The organism is Rhodanobacter thiooxydans (assembly GCF_021545845.1).
Taxonomy (GTDB): domain Bacteria; phylum Pseudomonadota; class Gammaproteobacteria; order Xanthomonadales; family Rhodanobacteraceae; genus Rhodanobacter.
Window position 1 is genome coordinate 2007671 of record NZ_CP088923.1, and the last position, 16706, is coordinate 2024376.

General features: G+C 64.0%; 17 protein-coding genes and 1 tRNA gene. 16 read left to right on the top strand and 2 right to left on the bottom strand.

Annotated elements, in window-relative coordinates:
• The first annotated feature begins 4 nt into the window (after positions 1–4).
• From nuoH to LRK53_RS09005, 8 genes are all read left to right on the top strand, one after another.
• Positions 5–1057 (top strand): NADH-quinone oxidoreductase subunit NuoH, encoded by a 1053-nt coding sequence (nuoH, locus tag LRK53_RS08970; RefSeq protein WP_027492177.1) that lies wholly within the window; start codon positions 5–7, stop codon positions 1055–1057.
• Positions 1058–1060: 3 nt separating this feature from the next.
• A complete protein-coding gene (gene nuoI / locus LRK53_RS08975) occupies positions 1061–1552 on the top strand; it encodes an NADH-quinone oxidoreductase subunit NuoI (protein WP_027492178.1) in 492 nt (163 codons plus the stop codon).
• Between the two features lie 9 nt (positions 1553–1561).
• Entirely contained in the window at positions 1562–2215 is a 654-nt protein-coding gene (locus LRK53_RS08980; RefSeq protein ID WP_027492179.1) for an NADH-quinone oxidoreductase subunit J, read from the top strand.
• Complete coding sequence (gene nuoK / locus LRK53_RS08985; RefSeq protein ID WP_008435603.1) at positions 2212–2517, top strand: NADH-quinone oxidoreductase subunit NuoK; 306 nt, start codon at positions 2212–2214, stop codon at positions 2515–2517. Before LRK53_RS08980 ends, nuoK begins: the two co-directional genes overlap by 4 nt.
• 4 nt (positions 2518–2521) lie before the next feature.
• Positions 2522–4609 (top strand): NADH-quinone oxidoreductase subunit L, encoded by a 2088-nt coding sequence (gene nuoL, locus LRK53_RS08990; protein WP_027492180.1) that lies wholly within the window; start codon positions 2522–2524, stop codon positions 4607–4609.
• A 14-nt stretch (positions 4610–4623) separates the two neighbouring features.
• Positions 4624–6129 carry a complex I subunit 4 family protein gene (locus tag LRK53_RS08995; RefSeq protein ID WP_027492181.1) on the top strand — a complete coding sequence of 502 codons (1506 nt, stop codon included), beginning with the start codon at positions 4624–4626 and terminating at the stop codon, positions 6127–6129.
• Between the two features lie 12 nt (positions 6130–6141).
• Positions 6142–7596, top strand: a complete 1455-nt coding sequence (nuoN, locus tag LRK53_RS09000; protein ID WP_027492182.1) for an NADH-quinone oxidoreductase subunit NuoN — start codon at positions 6142–6144, stop codon at positions 7594–7596.
• A 93-nt stretch (positions 7597–7689) separates the two neighbouring features.
• Positions 7690–7766, top strand: a tRNA-Met gene (locus LRK53_RS09005).
• Here the strand turns inward: LRK53_RS09005 and LRK53_RS19425 are convergent.
• Entirely contained in the window at positions 7723–8457 is a 735-nt protein-coding gene (locus LRK53_RS19425; protein WP_369491339.1) for a transposase, read from the bottom strand. The two genes, LRK53_RS09005 and LRK53_RS19425, sit on opposite strands and share 44 nt — an antisense overlap.
• A gap of 18 nt (positions 8458–8475) precedes the next feature.
• On the opposite strand from LRK53_RS19425, the gene LRK53_RS09015 reads away from it, so the two are divergent.
• From LRK53_RS09015 to LRK53_RS09045, 7 genes are all read left to right on the top strand, one after another.
• Complete coding sequence (locus LRK53_RS09015) at positions 8476–8772, top strand: BufA1 family periplasmic bufferin-type metallophore (RefSeq protein WP_027492184.1); 297 nt, start codon at positions 8476–8478, stop codon at positions 8770–8772.
• Between the two features lie 9 nt (positions 8773–8781).
• Entirely contained in the window at positions 8782–8976 is a 195-nt protein-coding gene (locus LRK53_RS09020) for a hypothetical protein (protein WP_027492185.1), read from the top strand.
• Positions 8977–9333: 357 nt separating this feature from the next.
• Positions 9334–11682, top strand: a complete 2349-nt coding sequence (locus tag LRK53_RS09025; RefSeq protein ID WP_027492186.1) for a TonB-dependent receptor — start codon at positions 9334–9336, stop codon at positions 11680–11682.
• 310 nt (positions 11683–11992) lie between these two features.
• Positions 11993–13180 (top strand): ABC transporter substrate-binding protein, encoded by a 1188-nt coding sequence (locus LRK53_RS09030; protein WP_185754609.1) that lies wholly within the window; start codon positions 11993–11995, stop codon positions 13178–13180.
• A gap of 22 nt (positions 13181–13202) precedes the next feature.
• Positions 13203–14039: an ABC transporter permease subunit gene (locus tag LRK53_RS09035; RefSeq protein ID WP_027492188.1), complete on the top strand. Its 837-nt coding sequence runs from the start codon at positions 13203–13205 to the stop codon at positions 14037–14039.
• Entirely contained in the window at positions 14036–14833 is a 798-nt protein-coding gene (locus LRK53_RS09040; protein ID WP_081666583.1) for an ABC transporter permease, read from the top strand. The genes LRK53_RS09035 and LRK53_RS09040 overlap by 4 nt, the downstream gene beginning before the upstream one ends.
• A complete protein-coding gene (locus LRK53_RS09045; RefSeq protein ID WP_235642003.1) occupies positions 14826–15608 on the top strand; it encodes an ABC transporter ATP-binding protein in 783 nt (260 codons plus the stop codon). Before LRK53_RS09040 ends, LRK53_RS09045 begins: the two co-directional genes overlap by 8 nt.
• A gap of 19 nt (positions 15609–15627) precedes the next feature.
• On the opposite strand, the gene LRK53_RS09050 is transcribed toward LRK53_RS09045, so the two are convergent.
• A complete protein-coding gene (locus LRK53_RS09050; protein ID WP_027492189.1) occupies positions 15628–16218 on the bottom strand; it encodes a CDP-alcohol phosphatidyltransferase family protein in 591 nt (196 codons plus the stop codon).
• Positions 16219–16338: 120 nt separating this feature from the next.
• Here LRK53_RS09050 and LRK53_RS09055 point away from each other — a divergent pair, with 120 nt between their 5' ends.
• Positions 16339–16596: a hypothetical protein gene (locus LRK53_RS09055; protein ID WP_027492190.1), complete on the top strand. Its 258-nt coding sequence runs from the start codon at positions 16339–16341 to the stop codon at positions 16594–16596.
• Positions 16597–16706: the final 110 nt, after the last annotated feature.

Genomic DNA, 16706 nt, shown 5'->3' on the forward strand with positions numbered 1-16706 from the left:
CATCATGGCTGATCAACTCATCAACCAGGTCGTGTGGCCGCTGATCTACATCCTGTGCATCGTGCTGCCGCTGGTGATCGCGGTGGCGATGTTCGTGTACTGGGAGCGCAAGGTCATCGGCTGGATGCACGTGCGCCTGGGGCCGAACAAGATCGGCCCCGGCGGCGTGCTGCAGGCCTTCGCCGACGTGGTGAAGCTGCTGATCAAGGAAGTGATCCTGCCGACCAAGGCCAGCCGCTTCCTGTATTTCCTGGCGCCGTTGATCGGGTTGGTCCCCGCGCTGGCGGCCTGGGCGGTGATCCCGTTCAGCGGCAAGATGGTGTTGTCCAACGCCAACGCGGGCATCCTCTACCTGCTGGCGATGACCTCGATGGGCGTCTACGGCATCATCATCGCCGGCTGGGCGTCCAACTCGCGCTATGCATTGCTGGGTGCCATGCGTTCGGCGGCCCAGGTGATCTCGTACGAACTGGCCATGGGTCTGTGCCTGGTCTGCGTGATGGTGCTGGCCGGCAGCCTCAACCTCAGCGAGATCGTCAACGCGCAGGCCGGCGGCAAGGGTCTGTTCGACTGGTTCTGGTTGCCGTTGCTGCCGGTCTTCGTAATCTATTTTGTCTCCGGCGTGGCCGAGACCAACCGCCTGCCGTTCGACATGGCCGAAGGTGAGTCGGAGATTGTCGCCGGCTTCCATGTGGAGTATTCCGGTTCGGCCTTCGCGCTGTTCTTCCTGGCCGAATACGCCAACATGATCCTGGTCAGCTTCCTGTCGGCGACCTTCTTCCTCGGCGGCTGGCTCAGCCCGCTGCAGGGCTGGATTTCCGCCGACGCGCCCGGCTGGATCAGCTGGCTGGGAGCCGGCAGCTTCGCCTGGCTGTTTATCAAGGCGTTCGTGATGTCGTTCTTCTTCCTGTGGTTCCGCGCCACGTTCCCGCGCTACCGCTACGACCAGATCATGCGCCTGGGCTGGAAGGTATTCATTCCCATTGGCATCGCCTGGGTGTTCGTCGCCGGCCTGTTGAAGTACTACGGCCTGGTCAGCACCGGGGTGGGAGCGTAAGCCATGAACGTGATAACCCGTTATCTCAAGAGTCTGATGCTGGCCGAGCTGGTTGCCGGCATGGGCGTGACGATCCGCTACATGTTCAAGCCCAAGTACACCATGCGCTACCCGATGGAGCACATTCCGAAGTCGAACCGTTTCCGCGGGCTGCATGCGCTGCGCCGCTATGCGAACGGCGAGGAGCGTTGCATCGCCTGCAAGCTGTGCGAGGCGGTCTGCCCGGCGCTGGCGATCACCATCGATTCGGCTCCGCGCGAATCCGACGGCCAGCGCCGCACCACGCGCTACGAGATCGACCTGTTCAAGTGCATCTACTGCGGTTTCTGCGAGGAGAGCTGCCCGGTCGACTCGATCGTCGAAACCTCGATCCACGAATACCACTTCGAGAATCGCGGCGAGAACGTGGTGGACAAGCAGAAGCTGCTTGCCATCGGCGATCGCTTCGAACAGCAGATCGCTGCGGATCGTGCCCAAGATGCGCCGTACCGCTGAGGCCCTTCGATGAATCCCCAAACGCTGCAAATCATCTGCTTCTACGTCTTCAGCCTGGTCGCCGTGGCGGCCGCGCTTTCCGTGATCACGCTGAAGAACACCGTGCATGCCGTGCTCGCGCTGGTGCTCACCTTCTTCAGCGCCGCCTGCCTGTGGATATTGCTGGATGCCGAGTTTCTTGCGCTGGCGCTGGTGGTGGTCTACGTCGGCGCGGTGATGGTGTTGTTCCTGTTCGTGGTGATGATGCTCGACATCGACCTGGAGAAAATGCACGAGGGTTTCGTGAAGTTCCTGCCGGTCGGTGTGATCGTGGCCGTCGTCATGCTGGCCGAGATGCTCGGCCTGATCGGCGTGCGGGCCATGCATGCGCGCGATCTGGGTGCCGACCCGGCCGCGGTGGCCGGTGTGTCCAACACCGCGTGGCTGGGCCAGGCGTTGTACACGAAGTTCCTGCTGCCGTTCGAAGTGGCTGCGCTGGTGCTCACCGTAGGGCTGGTGGCGGCGGTGGCGCTGACTCTGCGCGAGCGCCGTGACGCGCGTTACGAATCCGCCAGCCGGCAAGTCAGGGTCGATCCGCGCGACCGCGTACGCATCGTCAAGATGGACGCCGTGCGCCAACCGCCAGCCGCCGACGAAGGCAGCGCAGGAGAATCCAAGCCATGATCTCGCTCGCACACTACATCGTGCTCGGCGCTGTGCTGTTTTGCATCGCCGTGGCCGGGCTGTTCATCAACCGCAAGAACGTGATCGTGCTGCTGATGTCGATCGAGCTGATGCTGCTTGCGGTCAACATGAATTTTGTCGCGTTCTCGCGCTTCCTGGGCGACGTGTCGGGGCAGGTGTTCGTGTTTTTCATCCTCACTGTGGCCGCGGCGGAAGCTGCCGTGGGCCTGGCGATCCTGGTCTTGCTGTTCCGTACGCGCAACACGATCAACATCGCCGACATCAACAGCATGAAGGGCTGAACCCATGGGTCTTTCCACGAGCGTCCTGTTGACCATCGCACTGGCGCCGCTGCTTGGTTCGCTGGTGGCCGGTTTCGTCAGCCCGTTCCTTGGCCGCGCGGGCCGCGCGGTCGCCCACAGCGTCACCATCGCGTGCATGATCGTATCGGTCGCGCTGTCCTTCCAGGTGCTGTACCAACTCACCCTGGGCGGTGCGGGCAACTACAACCAGAACATCTACACCTGGTTCCAGATCGGGCAGGTCAACGCCAGCGTCGGCTTCATGGTGGACCGCCTCACCGCGATGATGCTGGTGGTGGTGGGCTTCGTCTCGCTGGTGGTGCACCTGTACACCATCGGCTACATGCGCGACGACCCGGGCTACACGCGCTTCTTCAGCTACATCTCGCTGTTCACCTTCTCGATGTTCATGCTGGTCATGAGCAACAACTTCCTGCAGCTGTTCTTCGGCTGGGAAGCGGTGGGCCTGGTGTCGTATCTGCTGATCGGCTTCTGGTACAAGCGGCCGACCGCGATCTTCGCCAACCTGAAGGCGTTCCTGGTCAACCGTGTGGGCGACTTCGGATTCCTGTTGGGCATCGCGGCGGTGCTGACCTTCCTGCACACGCTGGACTATGCCAGTGCGTTCAGCGCGGCGCCGGGTCTGGCCGGCCAGACCCTACAGATCACCGCGAACACGCAATGGGATGCGGCGACCGTGATCTGCATCCTGCTGTTCGTCGGCGCGATGGGCAAGTCGGCGCAGGTGCCGCTGCACGTGTGGCTGCCCGACTCGATGGAGGGCCCGACGCCGATCTCCGCGCTGATCCACGCCGCGACGATGGTCACCGCCGGCATCTTCATGGTGGCGCGCATGTCGCCGCTGTTCGAGATGTCCTCGACCGCGCTGAGCTTCGTGCTGGTGATCGGTGCGACCACCGCGTTGTTCACCGGCTTGATCGGCATCGTGCAGAACGACATCAAGCGGGTGATCGCGTATTCCACGCTGTCGCAGCTGGGCTACATGACGGTGGCACTGGGCGTGTCGATGTACTCCGGCGCGGTGTTCCACCTGATGACCCACGCGTTCTTCAAGGCGCTGCTATTCCTCGGTGCCGGCTCGGTGATCATCGCGATGCACCACGAGCAGGACATGCGCTACATGGGCGGCCTGCGCAAGTACATGCCGGTCACCTGGATCACCATGTGGATCGGTTCGCTGGCGCTGGTGGCGGTGCCGTTCACCTCGGGCTTCTACTCGAAGGACGCGATCATCGAGGCGGTCGGCCTGTCGCATCGCTGGGGTGCGAACTACGCCTACTTCTGCGTGATGGCCGGCGTGCTGGTGACGGGGCTGTACACATTCCGCCAGATGTACCTGACCTTCCATGGCAAGGAGCGCTTCACCGTCGTCGCCGCCCACGGCAACGATCATGAGCTGGCTTCCAGCGACATCGTCTACGACGTGCACGTCTCGGCCGACTCGCACGAGGACGAGCACCACAGCGGTGGCCAGCCCGGCGTGCTGCATCACCCGCCCAAGGAATCGCCGTGGGTGGTCACGCTGCCGCTGATCCTGCTGGCGATCCCGTCGCTGCTGATTGGTTACGTCACCGTGGGGCCGATGCTGTTCGGCAACTGGTTCGGCACTGCGATCCACGTGAACGAGGCCAACGACGTACTGGCCGAGCTCGGCCAGGAGTTCCACGGCGCGGCGACGATGGCCTTGCATGGCTTCACCCAGCTGCCGTTCCTGCTGGTGCTGGTGGCCTTCGTGATCTGCACTTACATCTACGTGTTCAATCCCGCGCTGGCCGATCGGATCAAGCGGGCGCTCATGCCGTTGTGGACGGTGCTCGACCGCAAGTACTGGGTGGATGAAGTGGAGTACGCGCTGTTCGCTAGCGGTGGGCAGAAAATGGGGCGCCTGTTCTGGAAGTTCAGTGACGCCGGCGTGATCGATGGCGTGGCGGTGAACGGGTCGGTGCGGCTGATCCATCGCGGCGCGGCGCTGATGCGGCGACTCCAGACCGGCTACCTGTACCACTACGCGTTCGCCATGATCATCGGCGTGATCGTGCTGTTTGGCGGCTATCGACTGTTCGGCAACTAGGGGAAGCAGGCTCCATGTTCACTCATCTTCTCAGTCTGCTGATCTGGCTGCCCATCGTCGGCGCGGTGCCGGTGCTGCTGGCCGGCTCGGCCCGGCCGATGCTGGCGCGCTGGCTGGCGTTGCTGATTACCATCGCGACCTTCGTGATCAGCCTGTGGCTGCTGCGCTACGACCCGAACGGGTCGGTGATGCAGATGCAGGAAACCCATGTCTGGATTGCTACCTGGGGCGTGCATTTCACCTTGGCGGTGGACGGCATCTCTGTCGCATTGATCCTGATGACGACCTTCGTCGGCATCCTGGTCATCGGCGGGGCGTGGAAGGTCATCCAGAACCGGCCGCACCAGTACATGGCCTGCATGCTGCTGCTGGAGGGCCTGCTGATCGGTGTGTTCTGCGCCACCGACGCGCTGGTGTTCTACGCCTTCTTCGAGGCGGTGCTGATCCCGATGTATATCCTGATCGGCATGTGGGGTGGCCCGAGGCGCGTATACGCGACGCTGAAGCTGTTCATCTACACGTTCACCGGTTCGGTGTTCATGCTGATTGCGCTGCTGTACCTGTATCAGAAGGCGCATACGTTCGACCTGGCGACGCTGGCCGCCCTGCCGCTGACCATGAAGGAGCAGGCGTGGCTGTTCTTCGGGTTCCTGATCGCCTTCGCGATCAAGGTGCCAATGGTGCCGGTGCACACCTGGCTGCCCGACGCCCACGTCGAGGCCCCCACCGGCGGCTCGGTGTGGCTGGCCGCGGTGATGCTGAAGATCGGCACCTACGGCATGGTGCGCTTCATCCTGCCGATCACCCCCGATGCCGGTGCGCACTTCGCGTGGATCGTGATCGTGCTCAGCTTGGTCGCCATCATCTACATCGGCTATGTCGCGCTGGTGCAGGAGGACATGAAGAAGCTGGTGGCCTATTCGTCCGTGGCGCACATGGGCTTCGTCACCCTGGGCATCTTCATGGCGTTCATGCTGGTGCGCGAAGGCGGCAACACCGAGATGGCCAGTCTGGGCATGCAGGGTGCGATGGTGCAGATGATCTCGCACGGTTTCGTCTCCGGCGCCATGTTCACCTGCATCGGCGTGATGTACGACCGTACCCACACGCGCCAGATCAAGGATTACGGCGGTGTCATCAACATGATGCCGTGGTTCGGCTTCTTCTACGTGTTGTTCGCGATGGCGAACTGCGGCCTGCCTGGCACCAGTGGTTTCGTCGGCGAGTTCATGGTGATCCTGGCCAGCTTCAGCGCCAGTCCGTGGATCGCGTTGTTTGCCACCTTCACCCTGATCATCGGCGCCGGCTACACCTTGTGGTTGGTCAAGCGCGTGCTGTGGGGACCGGTGACCACCGAACACGTCAGACACATGACGCCGATGACCGCGCGGGAAACCTGGGTGCTGATCGGCTTTGCCGTTGCGGTCCTGATCATCGGCGTGTGGCCGCAGCCGCTGGTCCACCTGATGGACAGCTCGGTGGCGCACCTGGTGCAGCAACTTGCCGTCCACAAGATCTGAGCAGAAGCGAACATGCCCACTCTCCATGACATCCTGACCCTGCTGCCGGAGCTTTACCTGGTGGCGGCGGTGTGCCTGATCCTGCTGCTGGACGCATTCATGAAACCGGCGCAGCGACCGCAGCTGCACTGGATCTCCATCGCCGTGCTGCTGGTGGCGATCTACCTGGTGGTCGCCGGCCAGCCCGAGCAGACCGCGACGGCGTTCAACGGCATGTTCGTGCGCGACCACATGGCGGAGATCCTCAAGGTCTTTGCGCTGGGTCTCACCGCCGTGGTGTTCGTGTACGCGCGGCCATACATGATCGACCGCAAGCTGTTCGGCGGCGAGTTCTACTCGTTGATGATCTTCGCCGTGCTCGGCGTGATGGTGCTGGTGTCGGCCGGCAACCTGGTGACGATCTACCTCGGCCTGGCGCTGCTGTCGTTGTCGTCCTATGCACTGGTCGCACTGAATCGCGATGCGCTCTTGCCGCCGGAGGCGGCGATCAAGTACTTCGTGCTGAGTGCGCTCGCCAGCGGCATGCTGCTGTACGGCATGTCGATGGTCTATGGTGCGTCTGGCATGGGTGGTACACCGACGCTGGATCTGGCGCAGTTGCATGGCGTGATGGCCTACACCACCGCGCCGAAGCTGCTGCTGCTGGGCCTGATATTCATGCTGGTGGGCATCGGTTTCGAGCTGGGCGTCGCACCGTTCCACATGTGGCTGCCGGATGTCTACCACGGCGCGCCGACGCCGGTGACCACCTTCATCGGTGCGGTGTCGAAACTGGCGGCCTTCGGCCTGGCCTGGCGCCTGCTCGAGGTCGGCATGGGCGACCTCAGCCGGTACTGGCAGCCGATGCTGGCCGCGCTGGCCACCGCATCGCTGGTGCTCGGCAACCTGGTCGCCATCGTGCAGACCAACTTCAAGCGCATGATGGCGTACTCGACCATCTCGCACATGGGCTACGTGCTGCTGGGGCTTTCGGCGGCGACCCCGGAGGGCTATTCGGCCGCGCTGTTCTACGTGATCTGCTACGCGTTGATGAGCGCGGCGGCGTTCGGCGTGATGCTGGTGCTCACCCGCGCCGGGTTCGAGTGTGAAGAGATCAGCGACTTCAAGGGCCTGAACCAGAAAGCGCCGTGGATGGCGTTCCTGATGTTGCTGGCGATGTTCTCGCTGGCCGGCGTGCCGCCTCTGTTCGGGTTCTGGGCGAAGGTGCTGGTGCTCGAGGCGGCGATCCACGCCGACATGCTGTGGCTGGCCATCGTCGGTATCGTCGCGGCGTTCATCGGGCTCTACTACTACCTGTATGTCATCAAGGTGATGTACTTCGATACGGCGGAGGAGGGCGCGGTGGTGGAGGTCAAGGCCGACACGTCGCTGCGCGTGGTGCTGTCGGTGAACGCACTGGCCCTGCTTGCGCTCGGTCTGTACTGGGGACCCTTGCTGGCGTGGTGCCAGCGCGCGTTCGGCGTCTGACCTCGGCGCCGGTGGTGGATGGTTTTCCAGCGGCTGCGGCGATCTTCGTGCTTGCAAGAAACCCGCCATCCCGGTAAACTTCGCGGACTCTGATGCGGGGTGGAGCAGTCTGGCAGCTCGTCGGGCTCATAACCCGAAGGTCGCAGGTTCGAATCCTGCCCCCGCTACCAGCTTTAGCTGACAATCCGATGCGGCGATCTCTGCGAAGAGGTCGCCGTTTTCATTTCGGACGGTGATTCGCTCCCCGAGCAATTCGCGGATCGCTTCGCGTGCTGCCGGCAAGTTTTGCGCACGCTGCGCCAGCACTTTCACCATCGCATCCCAGCGCTCGCGCAGCCGCGGCAGCATGGTCACGGCCGGGGCAGGGCGCATGGCGTCCTGCGCATCCTGCAATTCGCTTTCTGCGCGTTCCAGCTCAGCCCGCGTGCCCTTGCGCTGAATGTTGGCCCGATAGCCCTGCACGTACAGCTCGGTTTCCCGCGCGTGCTTGGCATAGCCGCGGTCGGCGTAGACATCTTTGTGGGTATTGGCCTCGTCCAGTATCGACTCGAACACCTCGGTGTCGTTGACCGAGGCGCTGGTGACGTCGACCTTGCGGATGAAGCCCCAGCGCCGATCCGTGTTGGCGTGCAGCTTGTAACCGTAGTGGCTCTTGCCGTGCTTCTTCGTCCAGCGCGCATCCACGTCCTTCTGCGCGCGCTTGAAAGGCTCGGGTCCGTCCCGCTTTCTGGGGCGGCCTGCGGGTGGTTGAGCAGCGACTTCGCGTGGCAGCCGCTTGATGGCCGCGTGGGGCACACACGAATCGCGTGAATCCTTCGGCCTCCCGGGCGGCTCTATGAGGTGCCGGACGCCCCGGCCCACCTTACGGAGATACCCATCATGAACTACGACAATCTGCTCAAGGTCGCCCTGGCCGGCGCGCTGACCTTCGGCGTGGTATCGGTTGCCACCGCCAGCCCGGCGCCGAACGGCGCGAACGACATGAAGTCGGCCAACATGGCCATGACCAAGTGCTACGGCATCAATGCGGCGCACAAGAACGACTGCAAGTCGCCGGGGCATTCATGCGCCGGCCAGGACAGCAAGGCACGTGATGCCAATGCGTTCGTGGCCGTGCCGGCCGGCCTGTGCGAGAAGATCGACGGCGGTTCTACCACCCCGGTCGACAAGGCCTGAGTCAGGGCCATGAGCTGCCTGCTGCCACAGGTGCAGCGCCCGATCCCGGCAGCCGTCGGGATCGGCTTGCGCGCGCCGCACATCGCCCGGGTGCTGCAGGAGCAGCCGCGGGTGCCGTGGTTCGAAGTGCACAGCCTCTTATGGAGGGAGGCCGGTGCCACATTGCCTGAGAACGGTGCCTACTGTGTTCGTGGCTCGCTCTGAGGACCAAACCGTGACGCGTCGATCGTACCGTAGGTATTCCCGCGGCAACCGGCACAGAGGACTGCTCAGTTAGGTGGTTCATGAATGCCGTGCGCACGAGGCTCGCAGGGGCTAAGTCTGCTGGCCGGGTGCCGACGCATGCCTTTCACCCGCGTGCCGCCCGTCCTTCCCAACGGAAGGGGCTATCGCCCGCATTCCTTCCCGCGCGCCCACGGCGTCGTACGGATCGTGTTATCACTCAAATCAGACGGGAGCAGTTCTGTGAACGTAAGTGTTATGAGCCGGCCGCGAAACCATCGGGCTGTTAACGCCACACATCACGTGGATGCCGCCCCCGTCCGTGGCCCTTGGTTGTTCATGACACGGCGCGTGCGCGGGTCCAAGCGGCCTCGCCTCAAGATGCTTGCCCAATGCCTCGCTGTCTCGCTGGTCACGGCGAGCCCCACCGTCTTTGCCCAAAGCACCGCGCCTGACCAGACGCCAAAGGACTTACAGGCCATCATCGTGACCGCCCGTGATCAGCAGGAGCCGTTGATTACCGTTCCCGAGAGCATCACGACCTTCTCAGCGTCGTCCCTCAATGCGCTGGATATCCGCTCGTTCAACGATTACGCCACCAAGACACCGAACCTGTCGTTCAACTACGGATCGGGCACTACCGGCATTTCAGCGGCGCGAACCATTGCGATCCGAGGGATCGGCGGACAGAACCTCTTTGGCGCGGCGGGTTCCACCGGCTTTTATATTGACGATACGCCGCTACCCGAATCGATCGATCCGCGCATTGTCGACATGGAGCGCATCGAGGTTCTGAAAGGGCCGCAGGGCACGCTATTTGGGCAAAGCTCATTGGGCGGCACCGTCCGCATCATTACCCAAAAGCCCGACCTGTCGCACAACGACGTCGGCTTCATGACGCAAGCAGGATTCACGTCCGGTGGCGGGAGCCCGGATAAGGGCGGTAGCGTGACCGGCAATCTCGTGGTCATTCCCGACGAAATGGCCATCCGCGCCGTGCTCTTCGCCAACCACGACGCCGGCTACCTGACGCGCACCTATCCCTCACCCGACAGTCCAGCCGTCGGCGATCCCTTTATCGCTGCCCCGCGTACCCGTGTGGATGACCAGGGTGCGCAAACGACGTACGGCGGATCGATCACAACGCTTCTTCGCGTCACTCCGTCGTTCGATGCGACCTTGCGCTTCTTGATGCAGAACACCTATTTCCACGGCTTTCCCGCGACCTTTGCTCCCCTGCCATCCTTCAAGCCGGCGTATCAGCTTGACCGGGCCTTCGATATCCAGCCCAGCGCGTTGGACAAGTGGTATTTGCCGTCCCTCGATCTTCGCTACCACGGGGATCACTACACGTTAGTGTCGGTCACCAGCTACTTTGATCGCCACAGCCGCGACATCGAGGACTCCACCTATGGCACCCAGCAAGTCATGAGCGGCTACTACGGCGTGCCATCGCTTCCGCCACAGCCTTTCCTCTGGGACCAGGAACACCACCAGGATCAGTTTAGCCAGGAGCTTCGATGGGAATTCACGGACGTCTTTGGCGCCAAGGGCACGTTGGGCGCGTTCTATTCGAAGACCCACACCACGCTCAGTGTGCCGCCAGAGTACGCGCAGGGGCTTGTGGCAGCCACGGCGGACAACACCGTGGTGGGTCCTTGGCCGGACAACCTTCTTTGGATCGACCGCAACCCGGGCATGCAGGAAGAGAAGGCGATCTTCGGCGAGATCGACGTACCGCTCGCCGAGCGTTGGACGGCCACCCTGGGCGCCCGACAGTATTGGCTGCATCAAACGTCCGACTTCACAGCGTATGGCTTCAACAACTTCGGAGCCACGACCAGCGATCCGCAGTCGAGCCATCAATCGGGTCTCGACCCCAGGCTCGCGATCCGTTATCAAGCTACGCCAAACACCCTGTTCTATGCGTCGGCGTCGAAGGGGTTTCGAGCCGGCGCGGCGCAGCAGTATCTGCCGTTCTGCGCGTTGCCGTCGTTACCCGCCGATGACATTACGCATCTGAAGTCAGACACGCTCTGGAGCTATGAAGTTGGTGCCAAAACGTCGATTCCCGATGCAGGCATTTTCATCTCGGCGTCCGCCTACCACATCGACTGGCGCAATCTCCAACAGCAAGTCGCCTTGCCTTGTGGCGCGTACTTTTCCATCAACGGCCGCCACGCGCACATCGACGGGGGTGAAGTCGAGTTCAACGGACGCGCCACCGAGCACCTCGAGCTACGCGCCGGCGTGGGTTACGAACGCAGCCGCATCAACGACCCTGGCGCGCTGTCGATCGTGGGCATCACGCCCGGCTCGTCGGTCCTGGGTGTGCCTACCTGGACGGCGACGCTAGCGGGTGTCTATACCCATCCTATTTCGCGGGGCTGGGACGGTTACCTGGAAGCGGACGCGGGCTATACGGGCAGCAGCCGGACGTTGCTGAACGGTGGCAACGGTCTGTTCGGGACGCGCGATGCTTATGTGCTCACCAACGTTCGTGTCGGCGTGCGGCATGGGCCATCGGATGTTTCCTTGAATGTCCACAATGCCGGTAACGCGAAACCGAACCTGGGTGACATCGGTTACGTGGGTTATGCGCAATATACGCAAAATGGCACGATCATCCCCCAGGTCGCCACCCTGCCGCCGCGGACGGTGCTATTGGAGTATCGCTACAACTACTGACCGTTGGGTTCCGATCGTCGTCCGGCGTCTGTGCTGGCATCGGCCTGTGTCGTGACGGGCGCCGTCCCATCGCGATGGGGCCTTCGATCCGATCGCCGAAGGCGCGACGTTCACGCAACGCGATGAATGCTTTTCCAGCCCTTGGCTCTCTCATGAAGGGGCGTTTGGCGTTTGGGCGTGGACGCGCGAAAGCCCCCGTCAGATCATGCTGACTTCGCAAGGAATGTTGCACGTGCACGTTGGGAATTCCGCACCGCCTGCGGCTGGGGTGGCTCTGCATCGGTTGGTGCGAGGCCTGTCGGGCATCGGATTGGCCGTCGTCCTGGCGGCCTGCCAGAGCCCGACGCCGGCGCCTGCGGCCGACCCCCGCACGGCGTCGTGGGGCACCGTACTCACCCAGGCGCGCGGCCAAACCGTGACGATGGCGATGTGGCAGGGCGATCCGGCCATCAATGCCTACATGCGCACCTACGTGGCGCCCCATCTCGCTCACGACTTCGGCATCACGCTGCGGCTCGTGCCGGGGCAGGGCAATACCGTGGTGACCGCCTTGATGACCGAGGCGGAGGCCGGCCCTGCCTCCAGTGCCTTCGATATCGTCTGGATCAATGGCGAAACGTTCTACCAGTTGCGCCAGATCCACGCGCTGTTTGGTCCCTTTACCGCTCAGCTGCCGAACAACCGGTACGTCGATTGGCAGAATCCGTTCATCGCACTGGACTTCCAGCAGCCCGTCGACGGCCAGGAGGCGCCCTGGGGCAACGTCCAGTTGCTGCTGATCACGGACCGCGCCCGCGTCAGCAATCCGCCGCGCACGCCGGCGGCGCTCGCGCAATGGATTCACGCACACCCGGGCCGCTTTACTTTCGACACCGGTTTTACCGGCACCAGTTTTCTCAAATCGCTCCTGTACGCCTTCGCCGATGCGCCGGCGCAGCTGCAAGGGCCGTTCGATCCGGTGGTCTATGCGCGCCTGCGCGATCGCGTGTTCGCCTGGGTACAGTCCGTGCGGGGCGACTTGTGGCGTCACGGCGAGACCTTTCCCACGGATGTGGCGCAGCTGCATACGCTCTTCGCCAACGGCGAAGTGGACTTCACCATGAGCTTCAACGACGGCGAGGTCGACAACAAAGTCGATGATGGCCTCTTTCCGCCGACCGCCACGGCCTACGCCTTGACCACCGGCACCCTGCAGAACAGCCACTACCTGGGGATCGTCCAGCGCTCGGCGCACAAAGCCGCCGCGATGGTGACGATCAACTTCCTGGAATCCCCGGACGCGCAGCTGCGCAAGCTCGATCCCAAGGTATGGGGGGACGGCACGGTGCTGTCCCTGGACGCGTTGCCGGGTGATTGGCGTGCACGCTTTGCGCGGGTCCAAGCGCGTCAGCACGCCCCGGGGCGACACGCCCTCCAGCCCTTCGCCCGACCGGAGCCCTCACCTGAGTGGATGATCCGCCTGTCCGAAGACTTTCGTCGCCAGGTGATGCATGACTAGGTGGCGCACCCCGGACCCGTGGTTGACGCTCCTGCTGTTGCTGACAGTGGGGCCGATGGTGGTGGCCTGGATCTTCATGGTGGCCTATGCCTCAGGCGGTATCGGCCTGCTCTCGACGGGTTGGACGCTCGCGCATTGGCGTGCCGCGCTGGCGAGCGGCGAGACCTGGGCGTCCATCGGTTACAGCTTCGCCCTGGCTGCCGTCACCATGATCGTGGCCTTGGGGCTGGCCATGATCGGCCAGGCCGTGCTGGGCGCACACGCGCGTCGCGGTGCCCTGGGCAGCCTCCTTTTTGTGCCACTGGCCGTGCCACCGCTGGTGGCGGCCCTGCTGAGCATCGAGCTGTTCGGCAACACCGGCTGGTTGGCCCGTCTCAGTCACGCCGCGGGGCTGATCGACCGACCCGACCAGTTTCCAGCGCTGCTGTTCACGCGCTCGGGCAGCGGCATCGTGCTGACCCAGGTGTGCCTCGTCGCGCCGTTTTTGTGGCTGTTGGTCGATCGACTGATGCGGCACGCGCGCGTCGCCGACTTGGGGCAGGTGGCCCGCACGCTTGGAGCCAGTTCGTGGCAAGTCTGGCGTCGCGTGACGTTTCCCGTCGTGCTGCGCGCCGGAGCACCCACGTTCAGCGTGTACTTCATCGTACTGGCCGGCGCCTTTGAGGTGCCGCTCATGGTGGGCGCGCAGTACCCGCAGGTCGTGTCGCTCCTGATCCAGCGCAAGTTCGATCGCTTTGACCTCACCAGCAAGCCGGAGGCCTATGCGATCGCCGCGCTGTACGCTGTGATCGCCGTGACCGCTTTGCTGGCGTTGTTTCGCTGGCACCGACACCGGGTGGGCGGGGAGGGCGACGCATGAGCGTTCGACGCGTGCTGGCCAGCCTCCTGGCCCTGGCGCTTGTGGCTCCGCCGCTGCTATTGGGCATGCTTTCCGTCGCCCGCCAGTGGCGGTGGCCCGCGCTGTGGCCGACCGCGTGGCAGGTCCAGCAATGGCACGAGGTAGCCGGGGACCTCACTGGCGCCGGCATGATGGGCGCGCTGGCTCGCTCGCTCGCCCTGGCACTGACGGTGGCTGTGGTCGCGACGGCGCTCGGCTTACCGACCAGTCGACGGGTCGCGGGCCTCCCGCGGCGCGGTGCGTGGCTGACGGCGCTGCATCTGCCGTACGCGCTCTCACCGGTGGTGCTGGCTGTTGGCCTGCTGTTTGCGTTTCTGCATCTGCACCTGGCCGGACATCTCCTCGGCGTGCTGCTCGCCCAGCTGGTCTTCGCCTATGCCTACGCGGTCATCCTGCTGAGCGCGTTGTGGACACCACGCGTCGCCGCGCTGGAAGACCTGGCGAGCACCTTGGGCGCGCGTCGCCTTCAGGTTTGGTGGCGCGTCCTGGTGCCGGTGGCGCGCCCGATGCTCGCCGTCTGCCTGTTCCAGACGTTTCTGATTTCCTGGTTCGACTACGCGTTGGTACGGTTGATCGGGCAAGGCGAGGTGCAGACGCTCACCATCCGCCTGTTCGAGTACTTTACGTCCGGCGACCTTCGGCTGGCCGCGACGTGTGCCCTGATCTTGATGACGCCGCCCCTGGTCACGCTACTGGTCCATCGCGCGGTGCCCCCGTCGCTCCTGGCACCCCAGGCAGGCTCGTCCCATGAGTAATCGCTCACCTGTTGCCCTGACGATCGAGAACCTACGGGTGACGCTCGGGGACAGCGCCGTGCTGGACGGCGCCTCGCTGCATCTGGCTGCCGGTACCACGTTGGCGGTGATCGGTGCCTCCGGTTGCGGCAAGACCACCTTGCTGCGCGCGATTGCCGGGCTCGTGCCGATCGCGGCTGGCCGCATCACCCTCGGAAGCCAGCCCGTCGACGGGCTGCCGCCTCACCAGCGCGGCATGGTGTACCTCAATCAGGAGCCCTTGTTGTTTCCGCACCTGAACCTGTTCGACAACGTCGCCTTTGGTCTGCGGTTGCGGCATCGACCCGAGGCCGAGATTCGGGCGCGGGTCAGCGAGTTGATGGTCCTGCTCGAACTCGACGGGCTGGAGCGCCGTGCACCCCACGCGTTGTCCGGTGGCCAGCGCCAACGCGCCGCGTTTGCCCGCGCCCTGATCGTGGAGCCCGCCTTGCTTCTGCTGGATGAGCCCTTCAGCAACCTCGATCCCGATACCCGGGTCAGCGCCCAGACGCTCTTTAAGCAAGTGGCGCGCACGCGTGGCATCACCTCAATGTTCGTGACGCACGATCTCAAAGAGTCGCTGCGCATGGGCGATACCTTCGCCCTGATGCGACGCGGGCAGCTGCGCCTCTACCACGATCGCGCTGCCTTTTGCGGCGACCCGGACACCGGCGTGGCACGGGAAGCGGCCTTCTGGAGCCTCGTGATCGATGCCCCGGTCGCGTTCCCCTCCGGCGTGTCGCACCGGCGTACCTGACGCCTCGCGGGCGCGCGCGTTACGACGGCAGGGACAGCCATCGCGCGGCATGGCGCAACCGCTGGACCATGGTGTAGCCGATCACGGCGATGAAGACGCCGGTCCAGATCAGGAGATGGCTACGGTCCGCCACCATCAGCGTGAGGCAGATGAACGCCTCGGTGCGCTCCCCCAGGCCCGGGGAGTAGTGAAAGGATTTCACCGATGTATTGCGAATCGCCGCCGCGATCGACAGAAACAAGGACATCGCCACAGCGATTTCGCCCGCCAGGATCACCAGCATGAAGCGCGCCTCGGGATGACGCCACGCCAAGGCGACGATCATGGCCACCTCGACCACACGATCGAAGGTGATGTCCATGATGGCGCCCAGGGGGCTGGTATGGGTCATGCGGGCGAGGGCGCCGTCCGACGCATCCAGCAACCCCGACAGCCACAGCAGGCCAATCCCCAGCCACGGTTGATCCAACGCGATGCTCAGCGCTGCGACCACACCTACCAGCATGGCCAGTGCCGTGACCGCATTCGCGGAGAGGCCCAGCGCCTTCAGGCCGCGGGCGACCCGGGCAATGAACGGTTCCACCAGATGACGTGCACGGGTATCGAGCATGGTTCCTCAACGAAGCAAGCAGCCCACAGGCCAGAAAGAAAAAGGGCAAGGCGCCCTAGAATAGGTCCGACACCGTGACGCGGAGCTTGCCACTGGGGCGAGGGGGATGTCATCGACAAAATGGCTGTGCAGCTCGATCTGCACCCCCAGCACGCGCCGCGTTTCGTGCTCGATCATGGCCAGCGCCTGCTCATCAAAGCGCGGCTCGCGGACAATGGATACATCCAGCCGATCCAGCTGACGCTGGACTACCTGGAACCGCTCCACGCCAGGGACGCCCTTGCCCAACTCACGCCAGCGCTGGCAAGGGGCGACACGGCCGCGCCACAGGCGGCGACGGTGCATGCAGGGGCCAAGGGCTCCGATGACCTCCCGTAAAGATTAAAGAGAGGCGCTCACCTGGCCAAAGGATTCATGGCGTCACGCAACAGCCAATGCGGCGACCTGCCCGTCACCGGCAGCCCGATGCGCCTCGGCCCGGCGCTGCC